15 protein-coding genes and 1 pseudogene are annotated in these 26,538 nt (G+C 64.0%); 9 read left to right on the top strand and 7 right to left on the bottom strand.

Annotation, left to right across the window (positions count from 1 at the left end; genetic code table 11):
• Nucleotides 1–3: 3 nt before the first annotated feature.
• The 4 genes from QJT78_RS04115 to QJT78_RS04100 all read right to left on the bottom strand — a co-directional run bounded on the left by QJT78_RS04115 (nucleotide 4) and on the right by QJT78_RS04100 (nucleotide 3,784).
• Nucleotides 4–525: a hypothetical protein gene (locus QJT78_RS04115; protein ID WP_028148669.1), complete on the bottom strand. Its 522-nt coding sequence runs from the start codon at nucleotides 523–525 to the stop codon at nucleotides 4–6.
• Nucleotides 526–590: 65 nt separating this feature from the next.
• Nucleotides 591–1,406, bottom strand: a complete 816-nt coding sequence (locus QJT78_RS04110; protein ID WP_028148668.1) for an MBL fold metallo-hydrolase — start codon at nucleotides 1,404–1,406, stop codon at nucleotides 591–593.
• A gap of 105 nt (nucleotides 1,407–1,511) precedes the next feature.
• Nucleotides 1,512–3,038, bottom strand: a complete 1,527-nt coding sequence (locus tag QJT78_RS04105) for a hypothetical protein (RefSeq protein ID WP_028148667.1) — start codon at nucleotides 3,036–3,038, stop codon at nucleotides 1,512–1,514.
• Nucleotides 3,035–3,784 (bottom strand): ABC transporter ATP-binding protein, encoded by a 750-nt coding sequence (locus tag QJT78_RS04100; RefSeq protein WP_038942203.1) that lies wholly within the window; start codon nucleotides 3,782–3,784, stop codon nucleotides 3,035–3,037. Before QJT78_RS04100 ends, QJT78_RS04105 begins: the two co-directional genes overlap by 4 nt.
• 263 nt (nucleotides 3,785–4,047) lie before the next feature.
• Between QJT78_RS04100 and QJT78_RS04095 the strand changes: the two genes are divergently transcribed.
• The 6 genes from QJT78_RS04095 (at nucleotide 4,048) to QJT78_RS04070 (ending at nucleotide 10,842) form a co-directional block, all read left to right on the top strand.
• The gene (locus tag QJT78_RS04095) at nucleotides 4,048–4,923 is read left to right on the top strand and encodes a branched-chain amino acid ABC transporter permease (protein ID WP_014498442.1); all 876 of its coding nucleotides are present in this window, start codon (nucleotides 4,048–4,050) and stop codon (nucleotides 4,921–4,923) included.
• A gap of 5 nt (nucleotides 4,924–4,928) precedes the next feature.
• Entirely contained in the window at nucleotides 4,929–6,080 is a 1,152-nt protein-coding gene (locus tag QJT78_RS04090) for a branched-chain amino acid ABC transporter permease (protein WP_028148665.1), read from the top strand.
• Complete coding sequence (locus QJT78_RS04085) at nucleotides 6,077–6,835, top strand: ABC transporter ATP-binding protein (protein ID WP_028148664.1); 759 nt, start codon at nucleotides 6,077–6,079, stop codon at nucleotides 6,833–6,835. Before QJT78_RS04090 ends, QJT78_RS04085 begins: the two co-directional genes overlap by 4 nt.
• Nucleotides 6,836–6,839: 4 nt before the next feature.
• On the top strand, nucleotides 6,840–7,628 hold the full coding sequence (locus QJT78_RS04080) for an ABC transporter ATP-binding protein (RefSeq protein WP_028148663.1): 789 nt from the start codon (nucleotides 6,840–6,842) through the stop codon (nucleotides 7,626–7,628).
• Between the two features lie 94 nt (nucleotides 7,629–7,722).
• Nucleotides 7,723–9,561, top strand: a complete 1,839-nt coding sequence (locus QJT78_RS04075; RefSeq protein ID WP_028148662.1) for an AMP-dependent synthetase/ligase — start codon at nucleotides 7,723–7,725, stop codon at nucleotides 9,559–9,561.
• A gap of 81 nt (nucleotides 9,562–9,642) precedes the next feature.
• Nucleotides 9,643–10,842, top strand: coding sequence for an ABC transporter substrate-binding protein (locus tag QJT78_RS04070; protein WP_028148661.1), 1,200 nt, complete (start codon nucleotides 9,643–9,645; stop codon nucleotides 10,840–10,842).
• A 200-nt stretch (nucleotides 10,843–11,042) separates the two neighbouring features.
• On the opposite strand, the gene QJT78_RS04065 is transcribed toward QJT78_RS04070, so the two are convergent.
• Both QJT78_RS04065 and QJT78_RS04060 read right to left on the bottom strand, forming a co-directional pair.
• The gene (locus tag QJT78_RS04065; RefSeq protein ID WP_028148660.1) at nucleotides 11,043–12,167 is read right to left on the bottom strand and encodes a lysozyme inhibitor LprI family protein; all 1,125 of its coding nucleotides are present in this window, start codon (nucleotides 12,165–12,167) and stop codon (nucleotides 11,043–11,045) included.
• 215 nt (nucleotides 12,168–12,382) lie between these two features.
• On the bottom strand, nucleotides 12,383–13,114 hold the full coding sequence (locus QJT78_RS04060; protein ID WP_028148659.1) for a transglutaminase-like cysteine peptidase: 732 nt from the start codon (nucleotides 13,112–13,114) through the stop codon (nucleotides 12,383–12,385).
• 619 nt (nucleotides 13,115–13,733) lie between these two features.
• Between QJT78_RS04060 and QJT78_RS04055 the strand changes: the two genes are divergently transcribed.
• Entirely contained in the window at nucleotides 13,734–20,534 is a 6,801-nt protein-coding gene (locus QJT78_RS04055) for a FecR domain-containing protein (RefSeq protein ID WP_049807437.1), read from the top strand.
• 147 nt (nucleotides 20,535–20,681) lie between these two features.
• Entirely contained in the window at nucleotides 20,682–22,913 is a 2,232-nt protein-coding gene (locus QJT78_RS04050; RefSeq protein ID WP_038952063.1) for an adenylate/guanylate cyclase domain-containing protein, read from the top strand.
• A 340-nt stretch (nucleotides 22,914–23,253) separates the two neighbouring features.
• Here the strand turns inward: QJT78_RS04050 and QJT78_RS04045 are convergent, their stop codons facing one another.
• Complete coding sequence (locus tag QJT78_RS04045; protein ID WP_028148656.1) at nucleotides 23,254–24,849, bottom strand: ABC transporter substrate-binding protein; 1,596 nt, start codon at nucleotides 24,847–24,849, stop codon at nucleotides 23,254–23,256.
• A gap of 199 nt (nucleotides 24,850–25,048) precedes the next feature.
• Here QJT78_RS04045 and QJT78_RS04040 point away from each other — a divergent pair.
• Nucleotides 25,049–26,436, top strand: a pseudogene (locus tag QJT78_RS04040) (ABC transporter substrate-binding protein); the annotation flags it as partial.
• Between the last annotated feature and the right edge of the window lie 102 nt (nucleotides 26,437–26,538).

Raw genomic sequence — 26,538 nt, 5'->3', positions numbered from 1 at the left:
TCGTCAGCCCTTGCGCCGCCTCGCCCTCACATCGACCACAAGCCGCCAGTTGGCCGCGGCTGCCGGCTTCACTTCGCCGAGCCAATGGAAGGAATCATCGGCAATCTCCGTGAAACTCCAGCGTGTGAGGTCGCCCGTGTCGGTCGCGCCTTCCTGCACGATGTCCGCGCCGCGCGGGCGGCCGATCTGCTGGCGGAATACGCTCCGGCCCGGATCGAACCAGGAAATCCGCCACGCGGAAATGGAGGGGTCGTAAACGCGCAATGTCGTGCCGTACCAATTGCCGGCGATCGGAAACGCCGGTGCACCCGCGGGGCGGGGAATGATCCAGACATCCTGAACGGCGCGGCCTTCCAGCACCCAGCCGAAATGGATTTCGCCGGGCGCGGTGTGCTTGGTTCCGTCGGGTCCATGAGCGGTGATCCCGGCATCCCAGTCACCGACGAAGCGGCCGTAGAGCTGGAGCGCCGCCGCGTGCTCGGGGTTCGGTCCGTCCGCGTGCAAAAGTCTGGCAAAGTCGGTCATGTCGATCTCCTGTCGGGAGGAGATCAGCACGACCGAACGGCTATCGACTTGGAGAAAATTGCGCGTCAGACGCCGTCGAGGATGATGACTGTCGGCGTCGTCGGCAGCGCGTCCCGCGACATCCGGAAGGAGCGCTCGCTGCGCCGGTCGATCTCGAACTGCCGGCCGATGAGGTGCATGAATTCGTCGAGCGGGGTGGCGAAGCGGTGCATCGGCAGCACCACAGAGGCACGCAGCCGCTTGGTGATCTCGGAGACGCCGTCGAGCGACATGGTGTAGGTGCCGTCGATCGGCACCATCACGATGTCGAGTCGCCCGATCTGGGCGAAATGGGTTTCGTCGAGCTTGTGGTGGAGATGGCCGAGATGGCCGATGCAGAGGCCGGCGACCTCGAAGATGAAGATCGAGTTGCCGTCGCGGATCATGTCGGTGCCGGAATCGTCACCGAAATAGCGGCGGACGTCGGTCGTGACGTTGCGGATGAAGGTGTCGCCGATGCGCTCCGACACGATGGCCGGCTTGCCGTCCTCACCCCAGCCATGCAGCACATGGGGAATGCGCTTGTCGGGAAATAAGGAGTAGTGCGTGCTGTGCGCCCGGTTCATGGTGACGACATCGGGCAGACGTCCGACCTGGTAGGCGCCGCTGTAGTCGGTCGCGATGCGCAGGCCGCCGGGCGTGTCGATGAAATAGGTGGAATGGCCGGCATAGGTGATCTTGACTTCAGCCGAGCCTGCGGCCTGCCGGAAGGCGGCCGGCATTGCGCGGGGCGCGGCGTTTGCCATCGCCAGGCATTCGCTGCGCTGAGGTGGCTGCTGGGCGAGAGCAGGAGAGAGGAATGCGCCGAACAGCGCCAGAGCCGCTGAAACCAGTCGCCGCATGAATCCGTCCCCGATGACTTCGGGAGAAGTCTAGCGTGCAATGCAGCGGGTGGCCAATAGGCCGCGATCAACAGCGCGTCAGTGTCGCAGCCTTACTCCTGGCTTTTAGTTGCGCCTTGGGCTGAACTTCCAGGTGATGGCGATGAGGCCCGCGGTGATCAGGCCGCTGATGAGACCGGCAAGCGGCAGCGCGAGCAGCAGCGCCGCGCTGGCGGCCCAGCCGATAGAGGAGAAGGCTTCGGCGAAGGTCGCAAGCCGCGACGAGGTCTGGCGGCGGCGGAATTGGCTGCGCCGGGCCTGCACCCGGAACCAGAGCTGGATCGCAGTCGCGGACGCCGCGCTGATGATGACAGCGCCGGCACTGACCGCGGCCTGGAACGGCGAGGCGAAGGCGAGTGCTGCGACCAGCGGGCAGAAGATGGCGGCGATGGCGATCAGCACCACCTCGATCTTGGCGCGGATGACGCTGGACGGCGTCAACGGCGCGGTCGCAACCAGGTCGGGGGCGTCCTCGCCCGAGATCGTCAGCCAGGCGAGCCCGCCTGCGAGCTGTCCTGCCGCCATCACGATGACGGGTGTGATCAGCGTCAGCGCCGCGGAGCTGTCGGCAAAGTTGCGCCAGAGCAGCAGCGCCGGCGGCACCAGATAGAGCAGCTGCATCAGCGTCTGCGAAATCAGCCAGGGATCGCGCCAGAGCAGCGAAAATTCCTTGCGCCGCAGCGCCTGTTGCCGCGATCCGCCGCGGAACGGGCGCTGCTTCGCGGCCTTGCTGCCGGAGGCGCCGTAAGCGGCGGCATCGATCGCGGTGTCGGCAAAGCGGTGCGAGAAGACCGCCATGACGCTGCCGAGCAGCACGAGCCCGAGCGCCAGGAGCAGCAGCAGCGCCTCGCTGTCGCCCATGGTCGCGCGCGCCGGCCACCACCAGATGCTGTCGACGTCGGGCGCGTAGGCGGCAAAGCTGCCTGAGGTCAGGATGGTGAAGCGCGACAGCGTGCCATAGGACATGATCGCGGCGACCTGGAGCGCGATCACGAAGCCGGCGCCGATCATCGCGGCGAGGACCTGGGCGACGAAGCGCGTGCGCGCCGGGCCGATCAGGCGGAACAGCAGGATGGTGACGGCGATCGCGATCGCCGCGGCCGAGAGGCCCATGGCGACGACGACGCCGAATGCCGCGAGCCAGCGCGCCCCGCCGCCGATCACCAGCACGTCGATGAACGGCGTCGAGAACAGCAGCGCCATCACGGTGACGGCCAGCGCGATCGCGGCGATGCGCACCGAGAACAGATTGGCCAGCGTCGCTGGCGAGGACATCATCAGGTCGAGATCGGCGCGGGCGTAAAACACCCGCGTCACCGATTCGATCGCCTGCGACAGCATCAGCGTCCAGGCCAGAAAGATCGTCGCCGAGATCACGATCAGCGAGGACTTGTCGAGCGGCAGCTGCAGGTCGGCGAAGCGGCCGATCACCGCCCAGGCCGGTACGTGCAGCAGTGCCGCGAAGAACAGCAGGCCGATCATCGCGGCGCGCGCCCGCTTGCGCCGGCCGCCGGTCATCATGGCGAACCATTCGCGCCAGGCGAGCCGGAGCTCGTGGCGGGCAAACCAGGACAGTGCGGTTGCGGAGCTCATGCGGCTTCCGGAAGCGTCACCAGCGCGATGAAGAGATCTTCCAGGCTGGTGTCGGCATGGCCGTTCTGCTGGCGCAGCTCGGTCAGCGTGCCCTCGGCGACCAGACGGCCGGAGGCGATCACGCCGATGCGATCGGCCATTCGTTCGGCCACCTCGAGGATATGCGTGGTCATGATGACCGTGCAGCCGGCGCGGACGCGCTCGCTCAGCAGTCCCTTCACGTGGCGGGCGGAAACGGCATCGAGCCCGGTCAGCGGCTCGTCGAGGATGATGAGGCGGGGATCGTGCACCAGCGCGCCGGCGAGAGCGACCTTCTGGCGCATGCCCTTGGAAAAGCCTTCGCAGCGCTCGTGCCGGTGCGGCTCGAGCCCGAGCGAGGTCAGGAGGTCCTGCGCGACCGGTTCCGAGACCGACGGCGCGATGCCCCAGAGCCCGGCGACGAATTCGAGGTACTCAAGCGGCGTCAGCTTGTCGTAGATCATGGGCTCGTCGGAGACCCACGCCATCACCTGCTTGGCGGCGACGGGATTTGCGAGCGCATCGATGCCGAAGATCGTGACCGCGCCGGCATCGGGCCGCAACAGGCCCGCGACCATGCGCAAAGTGGTGGTCTTGCCGGCGCCGTTGGGGCCGACCAGCGCATAGAATTCGCCGGCGTGAATGGTGAGATCGAGGCTGTCGACCGCCAGACGGTCAAAACGCTTCGTTAACCCCAGGACTTCCAGCGCCGACTTGTCCGGCTTCATGACGGCCATACCATCCGGTTTTGCATCGCTCGCGACCATGATCCCAAGATGTTTCGGCACCGTGAATCTACGGCCCACAAATTCCGCCATCCGGTTGCGACTAATGGCAAGTCACCGTTTGTTGACAGCGCTGGACGGTTCAGGCTGAATTGGCGCCGGGACAAATGGCGCTAACGCGGCGAAACGACCGCGTAGCGACTGGACACAAGATGCAGCAAGGCGGTCACGAAGAACCGCCGGTTGTATCGGGAGGTTGCGCGGCGATGCTGGATTTCGTTCAGCAGCTGGTCAGCGGTGTTGCGCTCGGCTGCGTCTACGGCCTGATCGCGCTCGGCTTCGTGCTCGTCTACAAGGCCACCGAGGTCGTCAATTTCGCCCAAGGCGATTTGATGATGCTGGGCGGCTTCTTCGCCTTCACCTTCATCGGCATGATGGGACTGAACTACTGGATCGGCTTTGCCGGGGCGGTGGCTGCCATGGCGTTGTTCGGCATGCTGGCGGAGCGCGTGGTGGTGCGGCCGATCCTCGGCTATCCGCAATTCTCCATCATCATGGCCACCATCGGCCTCGGCTATTTCCTGCGCTCGGTCGCGGGGATGATCTGGGGCACCGACGATTTGAAGATCGAGACGCCGTTCAGCCACGGCGTGCTGCGCGTCGGCTCGCTGGTGCTGGCCTACGACAAGCTCTCGGTGATCGCCGCGACGATGATCCTGTGCGCGCTGCTCTGGCTGTTCTTCAACAAGACCACGCTCGGCACCGCGATGCGCGCCAGTTCCGAGAACATGCTGGCGGCCTATTACATGGGCATCCCGGTCAAGCGGGTGGTGTCGGTCGTCTGGGCGATCAGCGCGGCGGTCGCGACCTGCGCCGGCGTGCTGCTGGCGCCGATCACCTTCATCCATTCCAATGTGGGCCTCGTGCTCGGCCTCAAGGCGTTTCCCGCCGCAGTTCTCGGCGGCTTCGGCTCGATCCCCGGCGCGGTCGTCGGCGGCGTGCTGATCGGCGTGATCGAGAGCATGGCCGGCTTCTATCTGGCGGAGGGCTGGAAGGACGTCGCGCCCTATCTCGTGCTGCTCGCCGTACTGCTCTTGAAGCCTGAAGGCCTATTCGGCCTTCACGTCCGCAAGAAGGTCTGAACGCCATGCGCTTCCTGTTCAAGACCGACTATGAGGACGACATCAAGCTGTTCCCGCATTCGGGCTACGTCGTCTCCTACGGCATCCTGCTCGCGCTGCTGCTGATCGCGCCCTATGTGCTCTCCAGCTATCTGATGAGCCAGCTCGTCTTCGTCTGCATCTACGCGACGGTTGGCGTCGGCCTTCTGATTCTGACCGGTTTTACGGGACAAGCCTCGCTCGGCCACGCGGCGTTCCTCGCGATCGGCGCTTACACAGCGGCATACTTGCAGAAATACAACGTGCCGTTCCCGGTCTATTTCCTCGCGGCCGGTGCCCTGACCGGGTTGATCGGCGCGATGGTCGGCTTTCCCGCCCTGCGCCTGACCGGCATCTACCTCGTCATCGCCACTATCTCCTTTGCCCTGATCGTCGAGGAGATCCTGGCGCGCTGGGAGAGTGTCACCAACGGCAACGAGGGCATGCGGGTCAAGACCCTGTCGCTGCTCGGCGTCACGGTTCCGCGCGACAGCCCGACCTTCTATTTCCTTTGCCTCGCCGTGCTGGTGTTGACCATCGTCGGCACGCTCAATCTGCTGCGCTCGCCGACGGGGCGCGCCTTCGTCGCGATCCGCGACAGCGAGACCGCGGCGCGCAGCATGGGCGTCAACGTCGCGCTGTACAAGGTGAAGTCCTTTGCAATCTCGGCGGCGATCACCGGCTTTGCCGGCGTGCTGTTCGCGCACAAGCTCTCCTTCATCTCGCCGGAGATGTTCACGCTCCAGCTCTCGATCGAGTTCATCATCGTGATCCTGATCGGCGGCACCTTTAGCCTGCACGGCGCAGTGCTGGGCGCGATCTTCATCGTGATGATCGACCCGTTCCTGACCTATCTGAAGGACGACTTGCCCGGCATCATCGCCGGCATTGCCGCGACGTTCGGGGCGGGCCCGGCGACTGCGGGCAATATCCAGTCCAAGGTCGCGGCCTTCGCCTCGCTCAACGGATTGAAGGGTGCGATCTACGGCATCATCATCGTGCTGTTCGTGCTGTTCGAGCCGCTCGGGCTCTACGGCCGCTGGCTCAAGATCAAGCTCTTCTTCCAGCTGTTTCCGCTCTACAAGCGCGCCACCTTCAAGCGGCAGAAGATCTACGTGAAGTCGGAGCGCAACCGATGAGCTATTTTCGCGCGGAGAACCTGTCGCTGCATTTCGGAGGGCTGAAGGCGGTCGATGCGGTGTCCTTCGCGGTCGAGAAGGGCGAGATCCTCTCGATCATCGGACCGAACGGTGCCGGCAAGAGCTCGATCTTCAACCTGATCTCGCGGATCTACCGGCCGACCACGGGCCGGATCTTCTTCGAAGACCAGGACATCACCGAGCAGCCGCCCTCCGACATCGCCAGGCTCGGCATCGCGCGCACCTTCCAGAACATCGAGCTGTTCGAGAACGCGACCGTGCTCTCCAACCTTCTGGTCGGCCGCCACCGTCACTCGACCACCCAGCTCTGGCAGGAACTGCTGTTCCTGCCGAGCGTGCGGGCGAACGAGAAGGTGCATCGCCGCAGGGTCGAGCAGGTGATCGAGTTCCTCGATCTCGAACCCTACCGCGACAAGCTGATCTCTGGCCTGCCCTACGGCGTGCGCAAGGTGATCGAGCTGGCGCGCGCGCTGTGCTCGGAGCCGAAGCTGATCCTGCTCGACGAGCCGTCCTCGGGCCTGAATGTCGAGGAGACCGGCGACATGTCTTTCTGGATCCGCGACCTGAAGAACGAGCTCGGCGTCACCGTGCTGATGGTCGAGCACGACATGTCGCTGGTCAACCGCGTCTCCGATCGCGTCATCGCGCTCAATTACGGCCGGGTGCTCGCGATGGGCTCGCCCGCCGAGGTGCAGCAGCATCCCGACGTCGTCGCAGCCTATCTGGGAGCCTGATGCAATGGACGCCGCGGTGACGCCTGACATCATCCTGAAGCTCTCCAACATCGAGAGCTATTACGGGCCGATCATGGCGATCCGTGGCATCTCGTTGGAAGTGCCGCGCGGCCGCATCGTCACGCTGCTCGGTGCTAACGGCGCCGGCAAGACCACGGTGCTGAAGACCATCTCGGGCATTCTCGATCCGCAGAAGGGCGCCATCGAGTTCATGGGCAAGTCGATCCAGCGCATGGAGGCCGACAGGATCGTGCGGCTCGGCCTCAGCCATGTGCCGGAGGGGCGCGAAGTGTTCCCGTTCCTGTCGGTTCGCGAGAACCTGATGATGGGCGCCTATCCGCGCAAGGACCGCGACGGCGTCGCCGAGGATATGGAACGCGTCTACGGCTATTTCCCGCGTTTGAAGGAGCGCATCAACCAGCCAGCCGGCCAGCTCTCCGGCGGCGAGCAGCAGATGCTCGCGATCGGACGCGCGCTGATGAACCGGCCGACGCTGTTGCTGCTCGACGAGCCCTCGCTCGGGCTGTCGCCGATCCTGGTGAAGGAGATTTTCACGATCATCCGCCGCGTCAACGAGGAGCAGGGCATGTCGATCCTGCTGGTCGAGCAGAACGCCAAGGTGGCGCTGGAGACGGCGCATTACGGCTACGTGCTGGAGATCGGCCGCGTCGTGATGAACGACACCTGCGACCGCTTGATGCATTCCCAGGACATCCAGGAATTCTACCTTGGCGCCAAGGAGGCGGGCGCGCGAGGTGAGCGGCGCTGGAAAAAGAAGAAAACTTGGCGTTGAAGGAAGACTTGGCGTTAAGTGGATTAGCCCGTCCGCAAACATAGACCGCCGGCAAGGCAGGGAGCGGAGGGCAAGCGACAAGGAGGGAACGTGCATGGTCCGACCGGCGGTGCTGACGGTCGCTGACACGATCGCGAAGAGCTTCTTGCGCGCGGCCCAGACGCGTGGCGACAGGCCCGCGATTCGCGAGAAGAAGTTCGGCATCTGGCAGCCGACCAGCTGGCGCGAGTGGCTCGCGATTTCGAAGGAGATCGCCTACGCACTTCACGCGTCTGGCTTCATGCCCGGCGACGTCGCCTCCATCATCGCCAACGCGGTGCCGGAATGGGTCTACGCCGACATGGGCATCTTGTGCGCCGGCGGCGTCTCCTCCGGCATCTATCCGACTGATGCATCCTCCCAGGTCGAATATCTCGTCAACGATTCCCGGACGAAAGTGATTTTCGCCGAGGACGAGGAGCAGCTCGACAAGATCCTCGCCTGCCGCGCACGCTGTCCGTCGCTACAGAGGATCATCGTGTTCGACATGGAGGGCCTCAGTGGCTTCTTTGATGACATGGTGATGTCGCTCGACGAGTTTCGCGCGCTCGGCCGTAACCACATGGTCGGCCGCGAGGTGCTGTGGCAGGACATGATCGACAGCCGCGGCGCCGGCGATCTCGCGGTTCTCGTTTACACCTCGGGCACGACCGGTCCGCCCAAGGGCGCGATGCACGCGAACCGCGGCGTCACGCACCAGATGCGGCACGCCAACGACTTCATTCCGGCGAGGGAAGATGAAGACCGGCTGATCTTCCTGCCGCTCTGCCACGTCGCCGAACGCGTCGGGGGCTACTACATCTCGGTTGCGCTCGGCTCGGTGATGAATTTTGCCGAAAGTCCCGAGACTGTGCCGGACAATCTGCGCGAGGTGCAGCCGACCATCTTCCTAGCGGTGCCGCGCATCTGGGAGAAATTCTATTCCGCCATCACCATCGCGCTGAAGGATGCGACGCCGTTCCAGCAATGGGTCTACCGGCGTGCCATCGACATCGGTTACCGCATGGTCGATTGCCGGATCGAGGGCAAAGCGCCATCGCTGTCGCTCCGCATCGCCAATCGTCTCGCTTACCGCCTCGCGTTCCGCAACATCCGCCGCATGATCGGGCTCGATCGCTGCCACATCGCGTTCACGGGCGCGGCGCCGATCGCACCGGACCTGATCCGCTGGTATCTCGCGCTCGGCATCGACATCCACGAGGTCTATGGCCAGACCGAGAATTGCGGGGTTGCGACCATGATGCCGGCGGAGCGGATCAAACTCGGCTCGGTCGGTACGGCCGTGCCCTGGGGCGAAGTCGCGCTCTCGCCCGACGGCGAGATTTTGATCAAGGGCGACTTCCTGTTCATGGGCTATTTGAACCTGCAGGAAAAGACCGCGGAGGCCATCGATTCGCGCGGCTGGCTGCACACCGGGGACGTCGGCACGATCGACAGCGAGGGTTTCGTCCGGATCACCGACCGGATGAAGGACATCATCATCACCTCCGGCGGCAAGAACATCACGCCCTCCGAGATCGAGAACCAGCTCAAGTTCTCACCCTATATCTCTGACGCCGTCGTGATCGGAGACAAGCGGCCGTATCTGACCTGCCTCGTCATGATCGACCAAGAGAACGTCGAGAAGTTCGCGCAGGACCACGACATCCCCTTCACCAATTACGCGAGCCTGTGCCGGGCGACCGAGATCCAGCACCTGATCTGGCGCGAGATCGAGCAGGTCAATGGCAATTTCGCCCGCGTCGAGACCATCAAGAAGTTCTTTCTGATCGAGCGGCAGCTGACCCCGGAGGACGAGGAGCTGACGCCGACCATGAAGCTGAAGCGCGGTTTCGTGAACAAGCGCTACGCCGCCGAGATCGACGCGATGTATCGCGCACGCGCGGTGGCGTGACGAGCCTGCCAAGTCGAGAAAGCGAAGGAGCTGTGGCCCCCGCCCTTCGCGTCATACGGGCCTTAAGGAGAGGAGACGTCAATGTCGAGATCGTTGAAAACGTTCGGCCTTGCGGTAGGCGCGGTGGCGCTCACCTGTCTGCCGGCCGCTGCGCAAACCAAGGTCACCAATGACGGCATCTCGGCCAGCGAGATCGTCATCGGTACCCACCAGGACCTGTCGGGCCCGATCAAAGGCTGGGGCGTGCCCGTCTCCAACGGCATGAAGATGGCGGTCGAGGAGGTCAATGCCGCCGGCGGCGTCAACGGTCGCAAGATCCGGCTGGTCGTCGAGGACAGCGGCTACGATCCCAAGAAGGCCGTGCTGGCATCGCAAAAACTGATCGAGCGCGACAAAATCTTCGCGATGGTGGGCCCGATGGGATCGCCGACCGTGCTCGCCGCGCAGGATATCCTGCTCGACGCCGGCGTGCTTCAGCTCTTCCCGCTGACGGCGGCCGAGTTCACCTTCAAGTTCGATCCGGCCAAGCCGCAGGAGCGGCTGAAGTTCAACAACCTCTTGCCCTATGTCGAGAGCACGCGCGCAGCGCTCAAATACATGATAGAGGCGAAGAATTTCAAGAAGCCGTGCATCATGCATCAGGATGACGAGTACGGTAAAAACGTGCTCGACGGCTTCAACCAGCAGCTCGCCGCCATGAAGATGCAGCCGGCCTCGATCACGAGCTACAAGCGCGGCGCCTCCGACTTCAGCGCGCAAGTCGCCAAGATGAAGTCCGACGGCTGCGACCTCGTCGTGCTCGGCGCGGTCCTCCGCGAGCCGATCGGCACGATGGGTGAAGCGAAGAAGCTCGGATGGGACGTCACCTTCCTCGGCGCCACGCCCGTTAACGTGCTCGAAGTGCCGGCGCTCGGCAAGGACGTGGTGGAAGGCTTGTATGCCGCTTCGAACTTCGAAATTCCCTACGAAGACACCGCGAAGGGAAAGGTGAAGGACTGGCTCGTCAATTACAAGAAGATATTCAACGCCGACGCCAACACCCAGGCGATCATTGGCTACAATGCGGTGATGACGTTCGCGTATTATGCCAACAAGGCTGGCAAGGATCTCACTGGCCAGAAGATGCTCGATGCGCTGGAGTCCGGCGACAAGTTCCAGGATATCTTCAATTCGCCGCCGACGGTGTTCTCGAAGACCAACCATCTCGCCACCACCATCACGCAGGTCCAGCAGGTCAAGAACGGCCGCTGGGTTCTGGTGAAGGACAATCTGATGTTTTGATTGGATCGCTCTCGCTGCGCTGACGGTGCACCCTCTCCCCTTGTGGGAGAGGGTGGCTTCGCGAAAGCGAAGCCGGGTGAGGGGTCTCTATCCTCACGAATGGTCGTGCGAGTGGAGAGAACCCCTCATCCGGCGCGCACGATTTGCGCGCCACCTTCTCCCACAAGGGGAGAAGGAAGAAAGCACGCCACGGTGAGAACCTACGATCCGCCGCCCGCCGTCCCCGAATTCACCGGCGCCAGCTCGTCTTCCCGGCAGCGCCAGCCGTCGGCGGCTTTCACGAAGGCGAAGGTCCGCTGGACTCTCAGGCGGCGCGTGACGTTGAAGGCCTCGCCGGATCGCTCCTTGCTGCCGACGCCGGGCTGCGGACGGCCCGTCCTGGGGTCCCAGCAGGTGCCGGTGCAGGTGGAAGCGACCTTGCTGCACATGGTGAAGGGCGCCAGCACGACCATCTCGATCTCGCCCGTGACCTGCGCATCCTGGTCGGTCACCTGGCTGTCGAGCGCGTAGACACGGTTGATGCGGAGGAAATTGCCGCACGAATTGGCGGCGTGAATCCGCGCGGCGCAGAAATCGACGGCATCGGTGTCGGGCGAGCGGGCCGCGACCTGCCGGCCGAACACTTTCTTCGGATCGCCCTTGGCGGCGGCGATCTCCTCGGTCTTGCGCTTCAGATGGTCGGCGAGACAATCTTCCGCGGACGAAAGCTCGGCAAGCGGCACGTTCTCCTTGCCGACGAGATTACACTTGCGATCGCGCTCTCTCGTCCATCGGCCGTATTCGGCGAAGGCAAAGCGGGCCGCGGTCGGATCCAGCCTGCCGATCAGGCCCAGCACCTGGCTGTTGAGCTCGGTTTCGGTGAGCGCCAGCGACGGGTCCGCGCAGATCAGCGCGCCCGCGGCGGTGTTGGCCGCGAGACAGTCGAAATCGGGATCACGCACGATTGCGGCGCGCTCTTCGGTGACCTTGAGAAGGCACGCCTTCACGCGGTCGAAATCGTCGGTGCGGATCGCGGTCTGGCCGACGATGCCGCAGCCGAGGTTACGCTGTCGGATCCAGATCGCATTCTCCTCGATCGCGGGCAGGCGATCGGGCAGGCGGGCGAGCCGCGACTCGATCGCCGTGCCGAGCTTCTCGGCGGCGGCCGCCAGCTCGGCGTCACCGCAGATCAATTGATTGCCGGGATCGCGGATCTGCTGGCAGTTGTTTCGGGCAAACAGCGGCAGCCTGTCGGCGATGGAGCGGTCGGACGGGCCCGATTGCGCGGAGCCTGGTGCCGCCGGCAATACCAGCAGCGCAAGCACAGACAGCACGATGAACCGCATTCCAGTCGCCCCCGCAAAGGCGCCATGCTAGCGCCCCGGATCGCGCGGCGAAACGGCTTTGTGGCGTGACGGTTTACGTGAGACCCGTAGCCCGGATGGAGCGAAGCGTAATCCGGGAGCGGTGCGCGTCGTGAAAGTCCCGGATTTCGCGGAGCCTGTCATCGGGCGGCGCTTTGCGCCGCCCCGTTGGCTCCATCCGGGCTACGAGAGACAGTTCAGTGCGCCGCGGGCGCGGCCATCGACAACCGCACGGGTTCGTCGACATATTTCATCACGGCGGACTGGTAGAGCACGAACAGCGGCTGGTAGGTCTGGGCCGCGTCGTCCTCGACCATCGCCATGCGGCGGTTGTCGAGCATCAGCCAGTGGCCGTCGAGCTTTGCTGCGGCAACGGCATGCTCTTCGCCGGCCCTGACGTCGCGCACCACGACGATGCGGAGGTCCTCGTTGGCAACGCCGGCGAGCCGCAGCGCGGCCAGCTTGGCGATGGCATAGTCTTCGCAGTCGCCGGCCCCCCGCGCGAAGGTCGCGAGCGGCGAGCTCCAGACGTCGTCGGCGCCGTCATTGGCGGCCCGGATGGCAAGGTTGATGGCGCGATTGGTCTCGCCCAGCTTCGCGCGGCCGTCGCGGCTGCGGGCCTGGTCGACGATGGCGATCAGTTTGAGCGCCGCGGGCGACGCGCAATTGTCCCGGTCGCCGTCGCACAGCGCGAGCTGCACCATGTCGTCGTCGAGCTTCTGCTTCAGCGCGAACCATTTCTGCTGGAGGCTGCCGGACGATATGGCGAAGGCGAACACGCCGAACGGCTCGGCGGATTTGCGCACGAGGACGCCGGCTCCAGGCGACAGCAGCGTGCCGGCGCGGAGCTCGGCGGCCGATCCGAGCAAGATCAATCCGCACAGCACAAGGACAGCGCGCCAGGCGCGCGAGCGAGCAGCGGTCTCCATCTGACATCCCCTTCCGGCTTCGCCAGGTCCCCCTCGACCTGGTCGTGCCGGGCTTTGTTGCTTCGCGGAGATAGTGCGAGACGGGCCGTTTTGTTCTGCTTAATGCGCCCGGCAGGGCTCCCAGAACCGTGAGACAGGCTGAAACGCGCCTGTGCAAATTGCGTAAAATTTTACGATTCGCCGGCTAGGAGGGCTCCGTCGCCGCGAAATGGAACCAATTGCAGGGAGAAGTTGCGGGAGGGCTGATTCTACCGCTTATGGCTAACAGCCCGCTATTTCACGGGTTCTGTTAGTTGGGTCACAGATTTTGACCTGTATTTGCCGCAGGATGCTGCGGGGTACTACGAACAAAAGATGGCACAAGTATCCGTCGTTCGATAGGGGCGACTGATTACTTTGGATGACTGGGAATGCGTGGAAATAAGCCGAAAACCGACCTCGGAATATTTTAAGAATTACTTCGGCTTCTCTGTGAAGGCGCCGCTATTGGGGACTCCTCCAGCCAAGTGATGGGAATCACACAAGCAATAGATGGTTTCGCTAAGGACTTGGTAATGCTATTCAAGCTTAGGCGGTCGTTACTTACTTAAATTTTAACTCTTTTTGCGGTGCCCCCCGGTTGAATTACGCTGGCAAATTTGACGCCACGATTCCCTTTGATGGCGAGGGTTCCCGCTCGGCCGCGGACGTTCATGTCGATTCCTTTGCGGCCAAGCCTTTTATCGCCAAGCCCTTTATCGCGAAGGCACACGGTCACGTGCCCGACGGCACGTTCGTTGTTCCCGATCCGAACCTGATCTTCAATGGCGAGTTCAAGCGCGCAGGTCTCGACCTCGTGCTGTCTCACGAGGGGCACGAGTTCGTCGTTCACGATTATTTCAAGGGCGACAAGCGCGCAGCGATCGCCTCGCCCGATGGCGCCCATCTCTCCGGCGACGTCGTCAACGCGCTCACCGGCCATGTGCAATATGCGCAGGCCGCGCCCGGCATCGCCGCCGCGCAGGTCATCGGCCACGTCACGAAACTCTCCGGCAGCGCGACCGCGGTCCGCAACGGCGTCTCGGTCACCCTGAACAACGGCGACAATGTCGAGAAGGGCGATGTGGTCTCGACCGGTGCTGACTCGACGCTCGGCATCACCTTCATCGACGGCACCGTGTTCGGCCTGTCCTCCAATGCGCGGATGGTGCTGAACGAGATGGTCTACGACCCCAACGGGTCGAGCAATTCCTCGCTGCTGAGCCTGGTCGCGGGCACCATCACCTTCGTCGCCGGCGAGACCGCCAAGCACGGCGACATGAAGATCGACACGCCGGTCGCCACCATGGGCATCCGCGGCACGGCGGTGCTGACCCAGATCAACTTCGTCGTTCCCGCCGGCGGCGGCGATCCGCAGCCGCAGGCGAGCTTCCAGGTGCTGGTCGAGCCGAACGGCACGACGGGCTCCTACATCCTGTTCGACAAGGTCACGCTGCTGCCGATCGCGACGGTCAACCAGGCCGGCCAGATGATCCAGATCAGTGGCGGCAACGTTTCGATCACCAACGGGCTGCTGTCGCCGGACGTTCAGAAGCTGATCACGGACGTGTTCACTCTGAAGTTCACTGACAACAACACCAACACCAAGCTGACCACGAACTTCACCGACACGATCACGCAGACCAGCGACGGCCTGGTGATCAAGACGACGGCGGGCTACATCGCGACCGCAGTCTTCACCAACCTCAATCCGCAGGGAACGCAAGGGTCCGGCGATCACACGGCGCCTTTCAACCGTTACCCCGGCAAGCCTCTGTCTCAAAGCCTTGATCTCAACGGCAATGTGAAAACGGCGTTCGCGCTGACTGAGCGCGCGGGCACGACCGGCGACACCACGCATTCCGACACAATCTCCGGCCGCATCACGTTCGTCGACCAGAACCTGGGCGACAGGCCGACGGTGAGCGTGAACCTCGCCGATGCGCCGAACTACGTCTACAAGAGCGCCGGCCAGGATGTCACCGGCACGCTCTCTGCACTTCAGAAGCAGGACATCGCGGCGACGCAGATCCAGATCAGCGTCGTCGCCGACGGCGCCAACAACAACAACGGCTCGGCGGTCTGGACCTACACGATCCCCGACCACGTCTTCGACTTCCTCGCGGCCGGCGAAACGCTGACGCTGACCTACATGGTCCGCGTCGATAACAATTTCTCGGTCAGCCCCGAGACCACCGTCATCCCGATCACGATCACCGGCACCAACGACAAGCCGGTGATCACCACCAGCGTTCCGGTCATCACCTTCGAAGGCGGCACCAGCGTGCCGGGCGGTCCGCTCACCAGCGATGTGCCGACGACGGGCACGCTGAACTTCGACGACGTCGATCTCACCGACAAGCATACGGTGTCGGTGGCGCTGACCAGCGCGACCCTGCCTGATGGCACCGTTCCGCCGGGCCCGCTCGCGGCGTTCCAGAGCGCGATGTCGGTCGCGATCGCAGCGGGCGCCGACAGCACCGGGGACGGCACCGGCACCATCAACTGGTCGCTGGCCGATCTGCCGGTCTATCTCGCCGACTTCATCCCGAAGGGCGAGGTGCTGACGCTGGTCTACACCGTGACGCTCACGGACTCGCAAGGCGCCACCTCGCAGCAAACCATCACCGTGACCATCACGGGCACCGACGCGCCCGCGGTGGTGTGGATCGCGACCGACAAGGCCGGCGCTCCCTCCGGCGGCTTCTGGAAGGACGCGGCGAACTGGGCAACCGGCACGGTCCCGACCATCAATGACGACGTCATCGTCATCACCGATCAGCTGCACGGCCTGACGCCGTCCTATCCGGTGACGATCGACACCGCGGCCTACGCCAAGTCGCTGACGATGAACGATTTCGGTGGCCCGCCGCCGAAGGTGATCGTCCAGAGCTCGCTGACGATATCAGGCGCGCTCAACATGGGCGCCGATTCGATCCTCACGACCGCCGCGACCGGAACGATGTCGGTCGGCGGCAAGGCCGAGATTTTGGGCACGAGCGTGCTCACCAATGCCGGTTATCTGACGCTCGCGTGCGGCGGCGATTTCGCCAGCGGCACCACGATCACCAATTCCGGCACGATCGAGCTGTCCGGCGGCACGCTGAAGACGCTCGCCACGATCCAGAATGCCGGCGGCTTGCTGAGGGCCGATGCCGGCTCGACGCTGATCGTCGACACCGCGACGGTCGATGGCGGCACCGTCAGCATTTTGGGCACGCTGGAGCTCGACGGCACCAGCCTGATCGAGAACGGCACGCTGAACAATTCCGGCACTGTCAACGTCAAGGGCACGGTCGAGTTCGCCCACGAGACCGTGTCCAACACCGCGGCCGGTGTGATCGAGGTGCTGGCCAACGGCTGGCTGACGATCCATCAGGGCTCCAGCGTTACCAATGACGGCCAGATCACGGTCGACGCCAGCGGCAAGCTGATCGTCAACAATGCGACCATCGGCGGAGCTGGTGCGGTGATCGACACCGGCGGCGGTGATGACGAGGGGGGCCCCGTCCTCAACGCCGGCATTCGCGGCGCAGGCACGATTACCAATAACGGTGAGATCGATCTGACCGGCGATGCCGTCCTGAGCGGCGGCATTCTTCAAAACAACACCGTCTTCAAGGCGAGCGGTGCGCGCAATGCGCTCAGCGATGAGACCGTCACCAATGCCGGCATCATCGAAGTGCTCGCCAACGGCACGCTCGCGATCGATCAGGGCTCGACCGTCGACAATTCGAGCGGCGACGTCATCGTCGACGGCAATGCCGCACTGACGCTGGACGACGCCACGATCAGCGGCGGCGCCATCAAGGGCGCCGGCACGATCGACGTCACCGGCGCCAGCAAGATCGACAGCGGGGCCACGCTCAGCATCAGCGCGGTGACGGTCGGGAGCGGCGTCACGCTGACGCTGGACGACGCGACCGTTTTGGGCACCGCGATCGTCAATCACGGCACCGTCAATGTCGATGCGAGCAAGAATCTGACGTTGAACGGTGCGAGCCTGGCCGGTGGCACGCTCACCATCGCCGGCACGCTGGAAACGACCGGCGCGAGTGCCATCGACAACGCCGACGTCGGCAACACCGGCACGATCTCGGTCACCAGCGGCACGCTGACGATCGATCCCGGCATCCTTCGCGCCATCACCAATCACGGTCTGATCGAGGCAGTGACAGGCGGCACGCTGAAGCTCACGACCGCCACCATCGCCAACGCTGGCGGCATGATCTCGGTCGACGGCGCGTCAAAACTCTATCTGACCGACGTTTCGATCAATGGCGGCAGCCTGAGCAACGCCGGCAACCTGTACAGCGTCGCCGGCCTCAATACGATCACGGGCGGCGTCACCAATACCGGCACCATCGAAGTCCAGAGCGGCACGCTCAACCTGTCCGGCGGCATCACCGGTGCCGGCACGCTGATTATCGACAATAATACGACGCTGGAGCTCGGTGGTGCGGACGCACAGACCGTCACCTTCGCCGGCGGCACCAATACGCTCGAGATCGACAAGACGAGCCATGCCTTTACCGGCACCATCACCGGTCAGGCGACGACCGGCGGTACTTTCACGGTCACCGGCGATGCCGGCATCAATTCGGGCAAGGGCGATGCGCTCGACTTCACCGCTTCGGGCGGGACGATCGGCAATCGCGGCAACATCGTCCTGACCCCGAGCGGTACGCTGACCGGCGCGACCAACGGCATCGTCGTCACCCAGAATGGCATCGGCGACATCTCGCTGACGACATCAGGCGACATCACCGGCCAGACCGCCAACGGCATCGTGCTGCATGACGGCGCGAACGGCGCGGGCGATATCACGGCGACGATCGGCGGCGGCGTTTCCGGCGCGGTCGGTCTCGACATCGTCTCCCATGGCAACGGCGCAGTCACCGTCACCAACAACGGGCACATCACCGGCACCATCTCGTCCGGCATCAATGTCGACCAGGACGATACGAACGCGACCGGCTCGACGCACATCACCAATACCGGCTCCGTGGTCGGCGCCGATGGCGTCGCTGCGATCTCCATCCAGGAGAATGCCACCGGCGCGGCCACGATCGACAATTCCGGCACCATCGGGCCAGCCGATGCCGGCAGCGTGACCTCATCGACCTATGCGATCGTCGAAACTGGCGGCGAGATCACGATCAACAACACCGGCCACATCAACGGCAACATCGCGGTCGCCACCGCCACGTTCAATAACGAGTCGGGCGGTACCTGGACCGTCGGCGGCACGAGCGTGTTTGGCAACGCGTCGACGATCATCAATCATGGTGACATCGATCTGCTGGACGGGGCCTCGATTTCCGGGGCGGGGCTGAGCATCGAAAACGACAGCCACATCAACAGCTACGGCACGGCTTCGATCTCAGGCACCATCACCAATGCCGGCACCATCGAGATCCATGATGGTGAGCTGACGCTGTTCGGCTCATTGTCCGGTACGGGCTCGGTCGCCGTCGATGAAGGCGCGTTGCTGAAGCTCGACGGCACGGTCACGCAGACGATCACGCTCGACGGCGACGGTGCCGGGCTTCAGATCGACACGGCGACGTTTGACGGCGCGATCGCGGAGCTGTCTGCGAACGACACGATCAACCTGTCGACGATCAAGTACGGACTCGGCACCAGCGCGGTCTATGTCGCCAATTCCGATCCAGCGACCGGCGGAGTGCTGACGGTCACCGACGCCGACGGCAACCACATCAGCCTGACCCTGACCGGCGCTGACTACACCAATGCCCATTTCGCCGGCAGCGACGACGGTCATGGCGGCACACTGATCACGATCCATGCCGATGACGACGCGCCGGCGTTCACCGTCGGTGGTGTGCTGGCCGGGAATGTCTCGGAGCAGGCGGACGCCACCGGCGACTTCGCCACGATCGATACAGCTACGCCCGCGACCGGCTCGATCCACTTTACGGATTTCGACCTGACCGACCGTCCGACGGCGGCAGTCACCGGCCAGACCGTAACCTCGCTCGCTGCGGACGGCACCACCGACGTCACCGGGTCGCTCACGCCTGGCGAGATCGCTGCGTTGAAAAACGCGCTGACCTATGAGCAGACCGGCAAGAACAACGGCACGGTCACCTGGCACTATTCGATCGCCGACAACGCGCTCGATTTCCTCGGCCAGGACCAGACGGCGAAGGTCGTGTCCACCATCACGCTCGATGATGGCCGGGGCGAGACCACCACGACCGACGTCACCATCACGATCACCGGCAAGAACGACGCACCGACGCTCGACAGCGCGACGCTGGCCGCCGTCGCCGGCAACGACAGCGATCCGGCTGGCAGCAAGATCCGCGATCTCTTCACGAACAAGTTCCATGACGCCGACACTGGCGCGACCTTCAAGGCCATCGCGGTGACGTCGGACGCCGCGACCGCCGACCAGGGCGTCTGGCAGTACAAGGTTGGCGGCTGCTGGGTCGATGTCGACTCGGTCGGTGATGCGAATGCGCTCGTGCTGAGCTCCGCTACGTTGATCCGGTTCGTGCCTGCCGACGGATTCAGCGGCGAGCCTGGCGCGCTGGGCGTCCACGCTCTCGACGACACCTATACAGGCGCCATCACCACCGCTGGCTCGACGGCGACGATCGATCTCACGGCGACGGGCACCGGCGGCACCACGCCGATCTCGCACGACATCACCACCATCGGCACGAGCGTGACGCCTGCCATCGGCCCGGTCATCAATACCGAGAGCTTCCACGTCGAGCACATCCGCGAGAACAGCAACGATATCATCACCGATCTGGTGGTCACCGATGCCGATTCTGGCGCGGCGACGGACATTTTCACCGTCACGGTGTCGACCTCGCATCCGGATACCAGCAGCGTCAGTGCATATCCGACGACGGGCTCGCTCGAGCAGATCAACACCGGCCTCGCAGAAGGTGCCGGCATCACCTACGACCCGACAGGCGCCAGCACCGAGCAGTATCCGCAGCCGCCCGCGACGGACAAGATCACGGTGGCCGTTGCCGACTCGACCGGCCATTCCGACACCGTGAACTTCATCTTCGTCGAGAGCGCCAACAGCCAGGGCATCCGCCTGGAGGGCACCGACGGCAAGGACGTGATCTTCGCCACCGAGTCGAGCGACACGCTTATCGGCGGCGGCGCCAAGGATCAGTTCGTGTTCGCGCCGGTGGCTTCGCAGGATACGATCCAGCACAGCGTCGACGATTTCGAGGTCGGCCTCGACAAGATCGACCTGCGGCAGTTCGGCAGCATCAGCTCGCTGGACGACGTCAATATCGCTCCGCAATCGGGCGGCGCCCTGATCACGCTGGACAGCCACGAGACGATCCTGCTGAAGAACGTGATTGCGGCAAATCTGAAGGCCAGCGATTTCATCTTCCACATCACCTGATCGCCGCCCGGGCCTCCTGGCGGCCGGCTCGCAGCTTGACCGTGGCAAAAAATCCATAATCCTCAACCGCCGGGGAATAGCCAATCGCCCGCGGACGCTCCATGATCGGTGCCCCGGGCGCGATGCAGGTCAGGAAGTCCGACTAAAATGAAACGTCTCAAGATCCTGCGGCGGTGGTTTGCGCGGAAGCTTGGCTTCGCGCGGCTGATGTGCCTTGCGCTGCTGGTCGTGTTCGCCGGCGCGCGGCTGTGGGATCCGCCGCCGATCCAGGAATTGCGGCTGCGCACCTTCGACATGTTCCAGCTGATCGATCCACGCCACAAGGCGGCGCGTCCGGTCACCATCGTCGACATCGACGACAAGAGCCTCGCCAAGCTCGGCCAGTGGCCATGGCCGCGCACGCGGATCGCGGACCTGATCCAGAACCTCACCGGTAACGGCGCGGTGACGATCGGCTTCGACATGGTGTTCTCCGAAGCCGACCGGCTCAACCCGGATCTGGTCGCGAGCCAGATGCGCGATCTCGACGATGCCACCCGCGCCAGGCTGCGTGAGCTCCCGACCAACGACCAGATCCTCGCCGACGCGATTAAGCGCTCGAGCGTGGTGCTGGGCGAGACCGGGCAGCAGCCGATCTCGTCCGAGATCGACAAGTCGCTGCCCTTCACCGGCATCGCGACGGTCGGCGAAGAGGGCGCCGAACGCTTCCTCTTTGAATTTCCGGGCCTGCTGCGCAACGTGCCCGTCATCGAGAAGGTCGCCGCCGGCCGGGGCCTGTTCTCGATCAAGACCGAGCGCGACGGCCTGATCCGCCGCGTGCCGTTGATCATGCGCGCCCAGGGCAACATCATGCCCTCGCTCAGCCTCGAGATTTTGCGCGTCGTCACGGGAACGCCGACGCTGCTGGTCCGGACCGACAAGACCGGCATCAGGGCCGTGCGCCTCAAGGGCGTGGAGATTCCGACCGACAAGAACGGCCAGCTCTGGGTGCACTATGCCCGCCAGGATCCCTCGATCTACATCTCGGCGGCCGACGTGCTCGACAACACCGTGCCGCCGAACAAGATCGCCGGCAAGCTGGTGTTGGTCGGCACATCCGCGGTCGGGTTGAACGACATCAAGACCACGCCGGTGTCATCGACCATGCCGGGTGTCGAGATCCATGCCCAGGTGCTGGAGAGCGTGCTCAGCGGTGCGGTAATCTCGCAGCCGAACTATGCGCTCGGCGTCGAGCTGATCGCCGCGCTCGTGATCGGCCTGCTCGTCATCATCTTCACGCCGAATCTCGGCCCTGTCCGTCTAGTGCTCGCGGGCGCGATGTTCGCCGCCATCCTGGTCGGTGTGTCCTGGTTCTTCTATGCGCAGAACCGCTACCTCATCGACTTCACCTATCCGCTGCTCTCGACCACCGCGATCTATCTGACACTGATCTTCGCCAGCTTCGTGCGCGAGCAGCGTCAGCGCGTGCAGATCCGCGGCATGTTCGCGCAATACATGTCGCCCGTCCTGGTCGAGCAGCTCGCGCAGTCGCCTGAAAAGCTCGTGCTCGGCGGCGAGGAGCGCGAGATGACGATCATGTTCTCCGACGTGCGCGGCTTCACCACGATCTCGGAGAGCTACAAGCAAGATCCGCAAGGCCTGATCGCGCTGATGAACCGCTTCCTGACGCCGCTGACCGACGTCATCATCGATCAGAAGGGCTACATCGACAAGTACATGGGCGACGCCATCATGGCGTTCTGGAACGCGCCGCTCGACGATGCCGAGCACGAGGTCAACGCCTGCGAGGCCGCGATCCAGATGCTGGAGCAGATCGACGCGGTCAACAAGGAGCGCGAGCAGGAGGCCGCTACCGGCGGTCACGTCTACATCCCGCTCAATGTCGGCATCGGCCTCAACACCGGCATCGGCGTCGTCGGCAACATGGGCTCCGACCTGAAGAAGAACTATTCGGTGCTCGGCGACAGCGTGAACCTCGCCTCGCGCCTGGAAGGCCAGTCGAAGGAATACGGCTTTCCCATCATCGTCGGCTCCAGGACCGCGCTCGCCGCCAAGGACAAGTTCGCGATCCTCGAGCTCGACTTTATCATGGTCAAGGGCAAGACCGAGCCGGAGGTGATCTATGCCATCGCCGGCCGCGAGGACGTGATGCATTCGGGCGCCTTCCAGCGCCTGCGCAACGTCACCATCGAGATGCTCGGCTGCTACCGCGGCCGCGACTGGCAGGGCGCGCTGGATGCGATCGAGCGTGGCCGCCACAGCGAGGACGCCGACACGCTGGAAAAGCTGTTCAAGCTGTACGAGGCGCGCATCAAGGAATTCCAGATCAATCCGCCGGCGGAGGGATGGACCGGGGCGTATGCGCTGCTGACGAAGTAGCGGTGTGGGTGTGTGGCCATCGTTGGCGCTGCACACTCACTGTCGTCCCCGCGTACGCGGGGACCCATACCCCCAGGGAGATATTATGGCGCGAGCCGGTAACTCCGAGTCTTCGCTAAACCACTTCCTGTGGTTATGGGTCCCGGGCTCGCGACTACGTCGCGCCCCGGGACGACAGCGGTGTTTGGCGCGCGAGTGTGGGTCTCCTCTTCGCCACCGACGCTCCCGTAGGGTGGGCAAAGGCGCGTTAGCGCCGTGCCCACCATATCTCCTCGCGTCGGCTTAAGGTGGTGGGCACGCTTCCGCTTTGCCCACCCTACGACACCGGCGTTTGCCGTTCTCACTCCGTCCCGATCGTCGTCAGATCCTGGAACCAGTGCTGCGCCTGCACGAACTGCTTGATCTTCGGCGACAGCGCGTGCGGGTTGGTGTCGTGGACGACCCAGACCAGCACGGCATCGTCGACGATCAGCGCGTGAGCCTGCGCGATCAGATCGTCCTGCTTGGCGGTGTCGAACGTTTGCTTGGCCTTGCTGATCAGCGCATCGACCTCAGGGTTCTTGTAGCCGCCCCAGTTGACGCCGACCGGCGCGATCTGGTCGGAGGCGAAGAAGCGGACGATGGCGTAGAGAGGGTCCGAGGTGACATAGGCGATGTTGTTGGCGGTGATGCCGGCGTTCATCTCGTCGGCCGCACCTTTGCGCCAATGCGTATATAATGTCTCGAGCTCGACCACCTTGAAGTCGATGTCGATGCCGATCTCCTTGAAACTCTGCTGCAGGAATTCGTTCATCGGCAGCGACAGCATCTGGCCGGTGCCGCCCTGGGCGATGATGAAGGTGGCTTTCAGCGGTGTCGCCTTGGAGTAGCCTGCCTCTTCGACCAGTTTTTTGGCCGCGGCCAGATCATATTTCAGCTCGAAGCTCGGCTTGCCGAACCACGGGCTCGACGGGTCGACCTGGCCCTTGGCCGGTTTTGCGAGGCCGTTCATCAGGCCGACGACTTCGTCACGATTGATCGCGAGGTTCAGCGCCTTGCGCAGGCGGATGTCGGTCCAGGGCGAGCCCGGCAGCACGCTGAGGTGATAGTTCCAGACATGTGGCGTGACATTGTCGACGATCTTCATGCCGGCGGCCTTCAGCTGCGGCACGGCGTCCGGCGCCGGCGTCTCGATCAGGTCCACTTGCCCTGCGAGCAGCGCATTGGTGCGCGTCAGCGCTTCCGGCATCGGCACCAGCACGATCTTGTCGGCCTTTGGAATGCGCTTCTTGTTCCAGTAGTCCGGATTCTTCGTGAGCTCGGCAAGCTCGCGCGGCACGAGCTTGGTCAATTTGAACGGACCGGTGCCGGAGGGCTGGCTCGCGAACTTGTCCCAATCCTTGCCGAGCTTCTCGTACTGCGTCGGGCTCGAGACCAGGAACCACAGCATCTGATAGGGAAAGAAGGAATCGACCGTCTTGGTCGTGATCTCCACGGTGAAATCGTCGATCTTGGCGTAGCTCGCGACCGAAGGCAGGCGGGTCTTCACCTGCGCGCTCTGCCGCTTGTCGAATTGCGGCGCCTTGTCGTTGAGCACCTTGTCCAGATTCCAGATCACCGCATCGGCGTTGAACTCGCTGCCGTCGTGAAACTTCACGCCCTTGCGCAAGGCAAACCGCCATTTGGTCTTGTCGGCATCATCCACCTTCCATTCGGTGGCGAGCCCGGGCACCAGCTTGCCGGGGCGATCGGCGACGTCCATCTCCCAGGCGACCAGCGGATCGTAGATGGTGTACGCCGTGAACTGATAGGCGCCGGCGCCGCGATCGGGCTGGCCCGTCGTCAGCGGGATGTCCGCCATCGAGATGCCGTAGCGCACCACCGTTTCGGCGCGTGCCGTGATCGCGGAAAACGCCAGCGCAAGCACGGCGAGACAGGTCGATAGTCGGATACGCATGGCCCAAGGCTCCCAGGAGATTTCAGGGCCAAACTTGCAAGCTTGATGCCAGAATAGGCAGGACGGTGCCTTTGCCGACACGCGATCACACAGACTTGTCGTCGCAGGGTAATTTGCAGAAAAAGTTTCCCCATTGGCATAGCCATTGCATACGTTTGCATCAAAATTAGTCATTGAAAGCTGGAAGAGGACTGAGACGATGCTTATGAAGATAACGACCCGCGCGGCGCTGATTGCTGCGCTGGCTCTGACGACTGCGGCCGCGTGGCCAGTGCCGAAACCGTGCTGCGCATCGGCATGACCGCTGCCGATATTCCGCGCACATTGGGCCAGCCCGATCAGGGTTTTGAAGGCAACCGCTTCACCGGCCTCACCATGTACGACGCGCTCACGGGCTGGGACCTGTCCTCGGCCGACAAGGCGAGCGTGGTCATCCCGGGCCTTGCGACCGAGTGGAAGGTCGACGATGCCGACAAGACCAAGTGGATCTTCAAGCTGCGCCCCGGCGTCACCTTCCATGATGGCTCGCCGTTCAACGCCGATGCCGTGGTGTGGAACGTCGAGAAGGTGCTGAAGCAGGATGCGCCGCAGTTCGACGCCAGCCAGGTTGGCGTCACCGCGTCGCGCATGCCGACGCTGGCCTCCGCGAAGAAGATCGACGACATGACGGTCGAGCTCACCACCAAGGAGCCCGACAGCTTCCTGCCGATCAACCTCACCAACCTGTTCATGGCGAGCCCGGCGAAGTGGCAGCATTTCTACGACAAGGCGGAAGGCGCCGATGCCAAGGCGAAGTCGCAGGCTGCGTGGACCGCGTTCGCCAAGGACGCCGCGGGCACCGGCCCGTGGAAGATGGCGAGCTTCACGCCGCGCGAGCGGCTCGAGCTGGTGAAGAATGCGGCCTATTGGGACAAGGCGCGGGTGCCCAAGGTCGACAAGATGGTGCTCTTGCCGATGCCGGAGGCGAACGCGCGCACCGCGGCGCTGCTCTCCGGACAGGTCGATTGGGTCGAGGCGCCGGCGCCGGATGCGCTGCCCGAGCTCAAGCAGCGCGGCTTCAAGCTCTACGCCAACGAGCAGCCGCATGTCTGGCCGTGGCAGTTCTCGCGCGTCGAAGGCTCGCCCTGGAACGACATCCGCGTCCGCAAGGCCGCCAATCTCTGCGTCGATCGCGAAGGTCTCAAGGATGGCCTGCTCGCGGGCCTGATGGTGCCGGCGACCGGCACCTTCGAACCCGGCCATCCCTGGCGCGGCAAGCCGAGCTTCGAGATCAAGTATGACAAGGCGGCTGGACAGAAGCTGATGCAGGAGGCCGGCTTCGGTCCGTCAAAGAAGCTGACGGTGAAGATCCAGACCTCTGCGTCGGGCTCGGGCCAAATGCAGCCGCTGCCGATGAACGAGTACCTCCAGCAGGCGCTCGCCGAATGCTATTTCGACGTGAAGCTCGACGTCATCGAGTGGAACACGCTGTTCACCAACTGGCGCCGCGGCGCCAAGGATCCCAGCGCCAACGGCTCGAACGCGACCAACGTCACCTATGCGGCGATGGACCCGTTCTTCGCGCTGGTGCGCTTCCTGCTTGCGTCAGGATAAGTCCTGGAAAGGAGGAAGAATGTAGTCTGAAACCTTTCAACGTGACCCAGAGGGTTCGACGCCCTCCCGGCAAAGGCGGAGCCCGCCAGCCGGAAG

Source organism: Bradyrhizobium sp. Mp27, from assembly GCF_029953005.1.
GTDB classification, from domain to species: Bacteria; Pseudomonadota; Alphaproteobacteria; order Rhizobiales; family Xanthobacteraceae; genus Bradyrhizobium; species Bradyrhizobium barranii.
The sequence above is the reverse complement of the archived record's forward strand: the minus strand, read 5'-3'. Positions and strand labels throughout refer to the sequence as shown.

Bases quoted from the DNA above. Each gene is read 5' to 3' on its own strand.
- QJT78_RS04115 (WP_028148669.1), bottom strand. From the start codon at position 525: ATGACCGACTTTGCCAGACTTTTGCACGCGGACGGACCGAACCCCGAG.
- QJT78_RS04110 (WP_028148668.1), bottom strand. From the start codon at position 1,406: ATGCGGCGACTGGTTTCAGCGGCTCTGGCGCTGTTCGGCGCATTCCTC.
- QJT78_RS04105 (WP_028148667.1), bottom strand. From the start codon at position 3,038: ATGAGCTCCGCAACCGCACTGTCCTGGTTTGCCCGCCACGAGCTCCGG.
- QJT78_RS04100 (WP_038942203.1), bottom strand. From the start codon at position 3,784: ATGAAGCCGGACAAGTCGGCGCTGGAAGTCCTGGGGTTAACGAAGCGT.
- QJT78_RS04095 (WP_014498442.1), top strand. From the start codon at position 4,048: ATGCTGGATTTCGTTCAGCAGCTGGTCAGCGGTGTTGCGCTCGGCTGC.
- QJT78_RS04090 (WP_028148665.1), top strand. From the start codon at position 4,929: ATGCGCTTCCTGTTCAAGACCGACTATGAGGACGACATCAAGCTGTTC.
- QJT78_RS04085 (WP_028148664.1), top strand. From the start codon at position 6,077: ATGAGCTATTTTCGCGCGGAGAACCTGTCGCTGCATTTCGGAGGGCTG.
- QJT78_RS04080 (WP_028148663.1), top strand. From the start codon at position 6,840: ATGGACGCCGCGGTGACGCCTGACATCATCCTGAAGCTCTCCAACATC.
- QJT78_RS04075 (WP_028148662.1), top strand. From the start codon at position 7,723: ATGGTCCGACCGGCGGTGCTGACGGTCGCTGACACGATCGCGAAGAGC.
- QJT78_RS04070 (WP_028148661.1), top strand. From the start codon at position 9,643: ATGTCGAGATCGTTGAAAACGTTCGGCCTTGCGGTAGGCGCGGTGGCG.
- QJT78_RS04065 (WP_028148660.1), bottom strand. From the start codon at position 12,167: ATGCGGTTCATCGTGCTGTCTGTGCTTGCGCTGCTGGTATTGCCGGCG.
- QJT78_RS04060 (WP_028148659.1), bottom strand. From the start codon at position 13,114: ATGGAGACCGCTGCTCGCTCGCGCGCCTGGCGCGCTGTCCTTGTGCTG.
- QJT78_RS04050 (WP_038952063.1), top strand. From the start codon at position 20,682: ATGAAACGTCTCAAGATCCTGCGGCGGTGGTTTGCGCGGAAGCTTGGC.
- QJT78_RS04045 (WP_028148656.1), bottom strand. From the start codon at position 24,849: ATGCGTATCCGACTATCGACCTGTCTCGCCGTGCTTGCGCTGGCGTTT.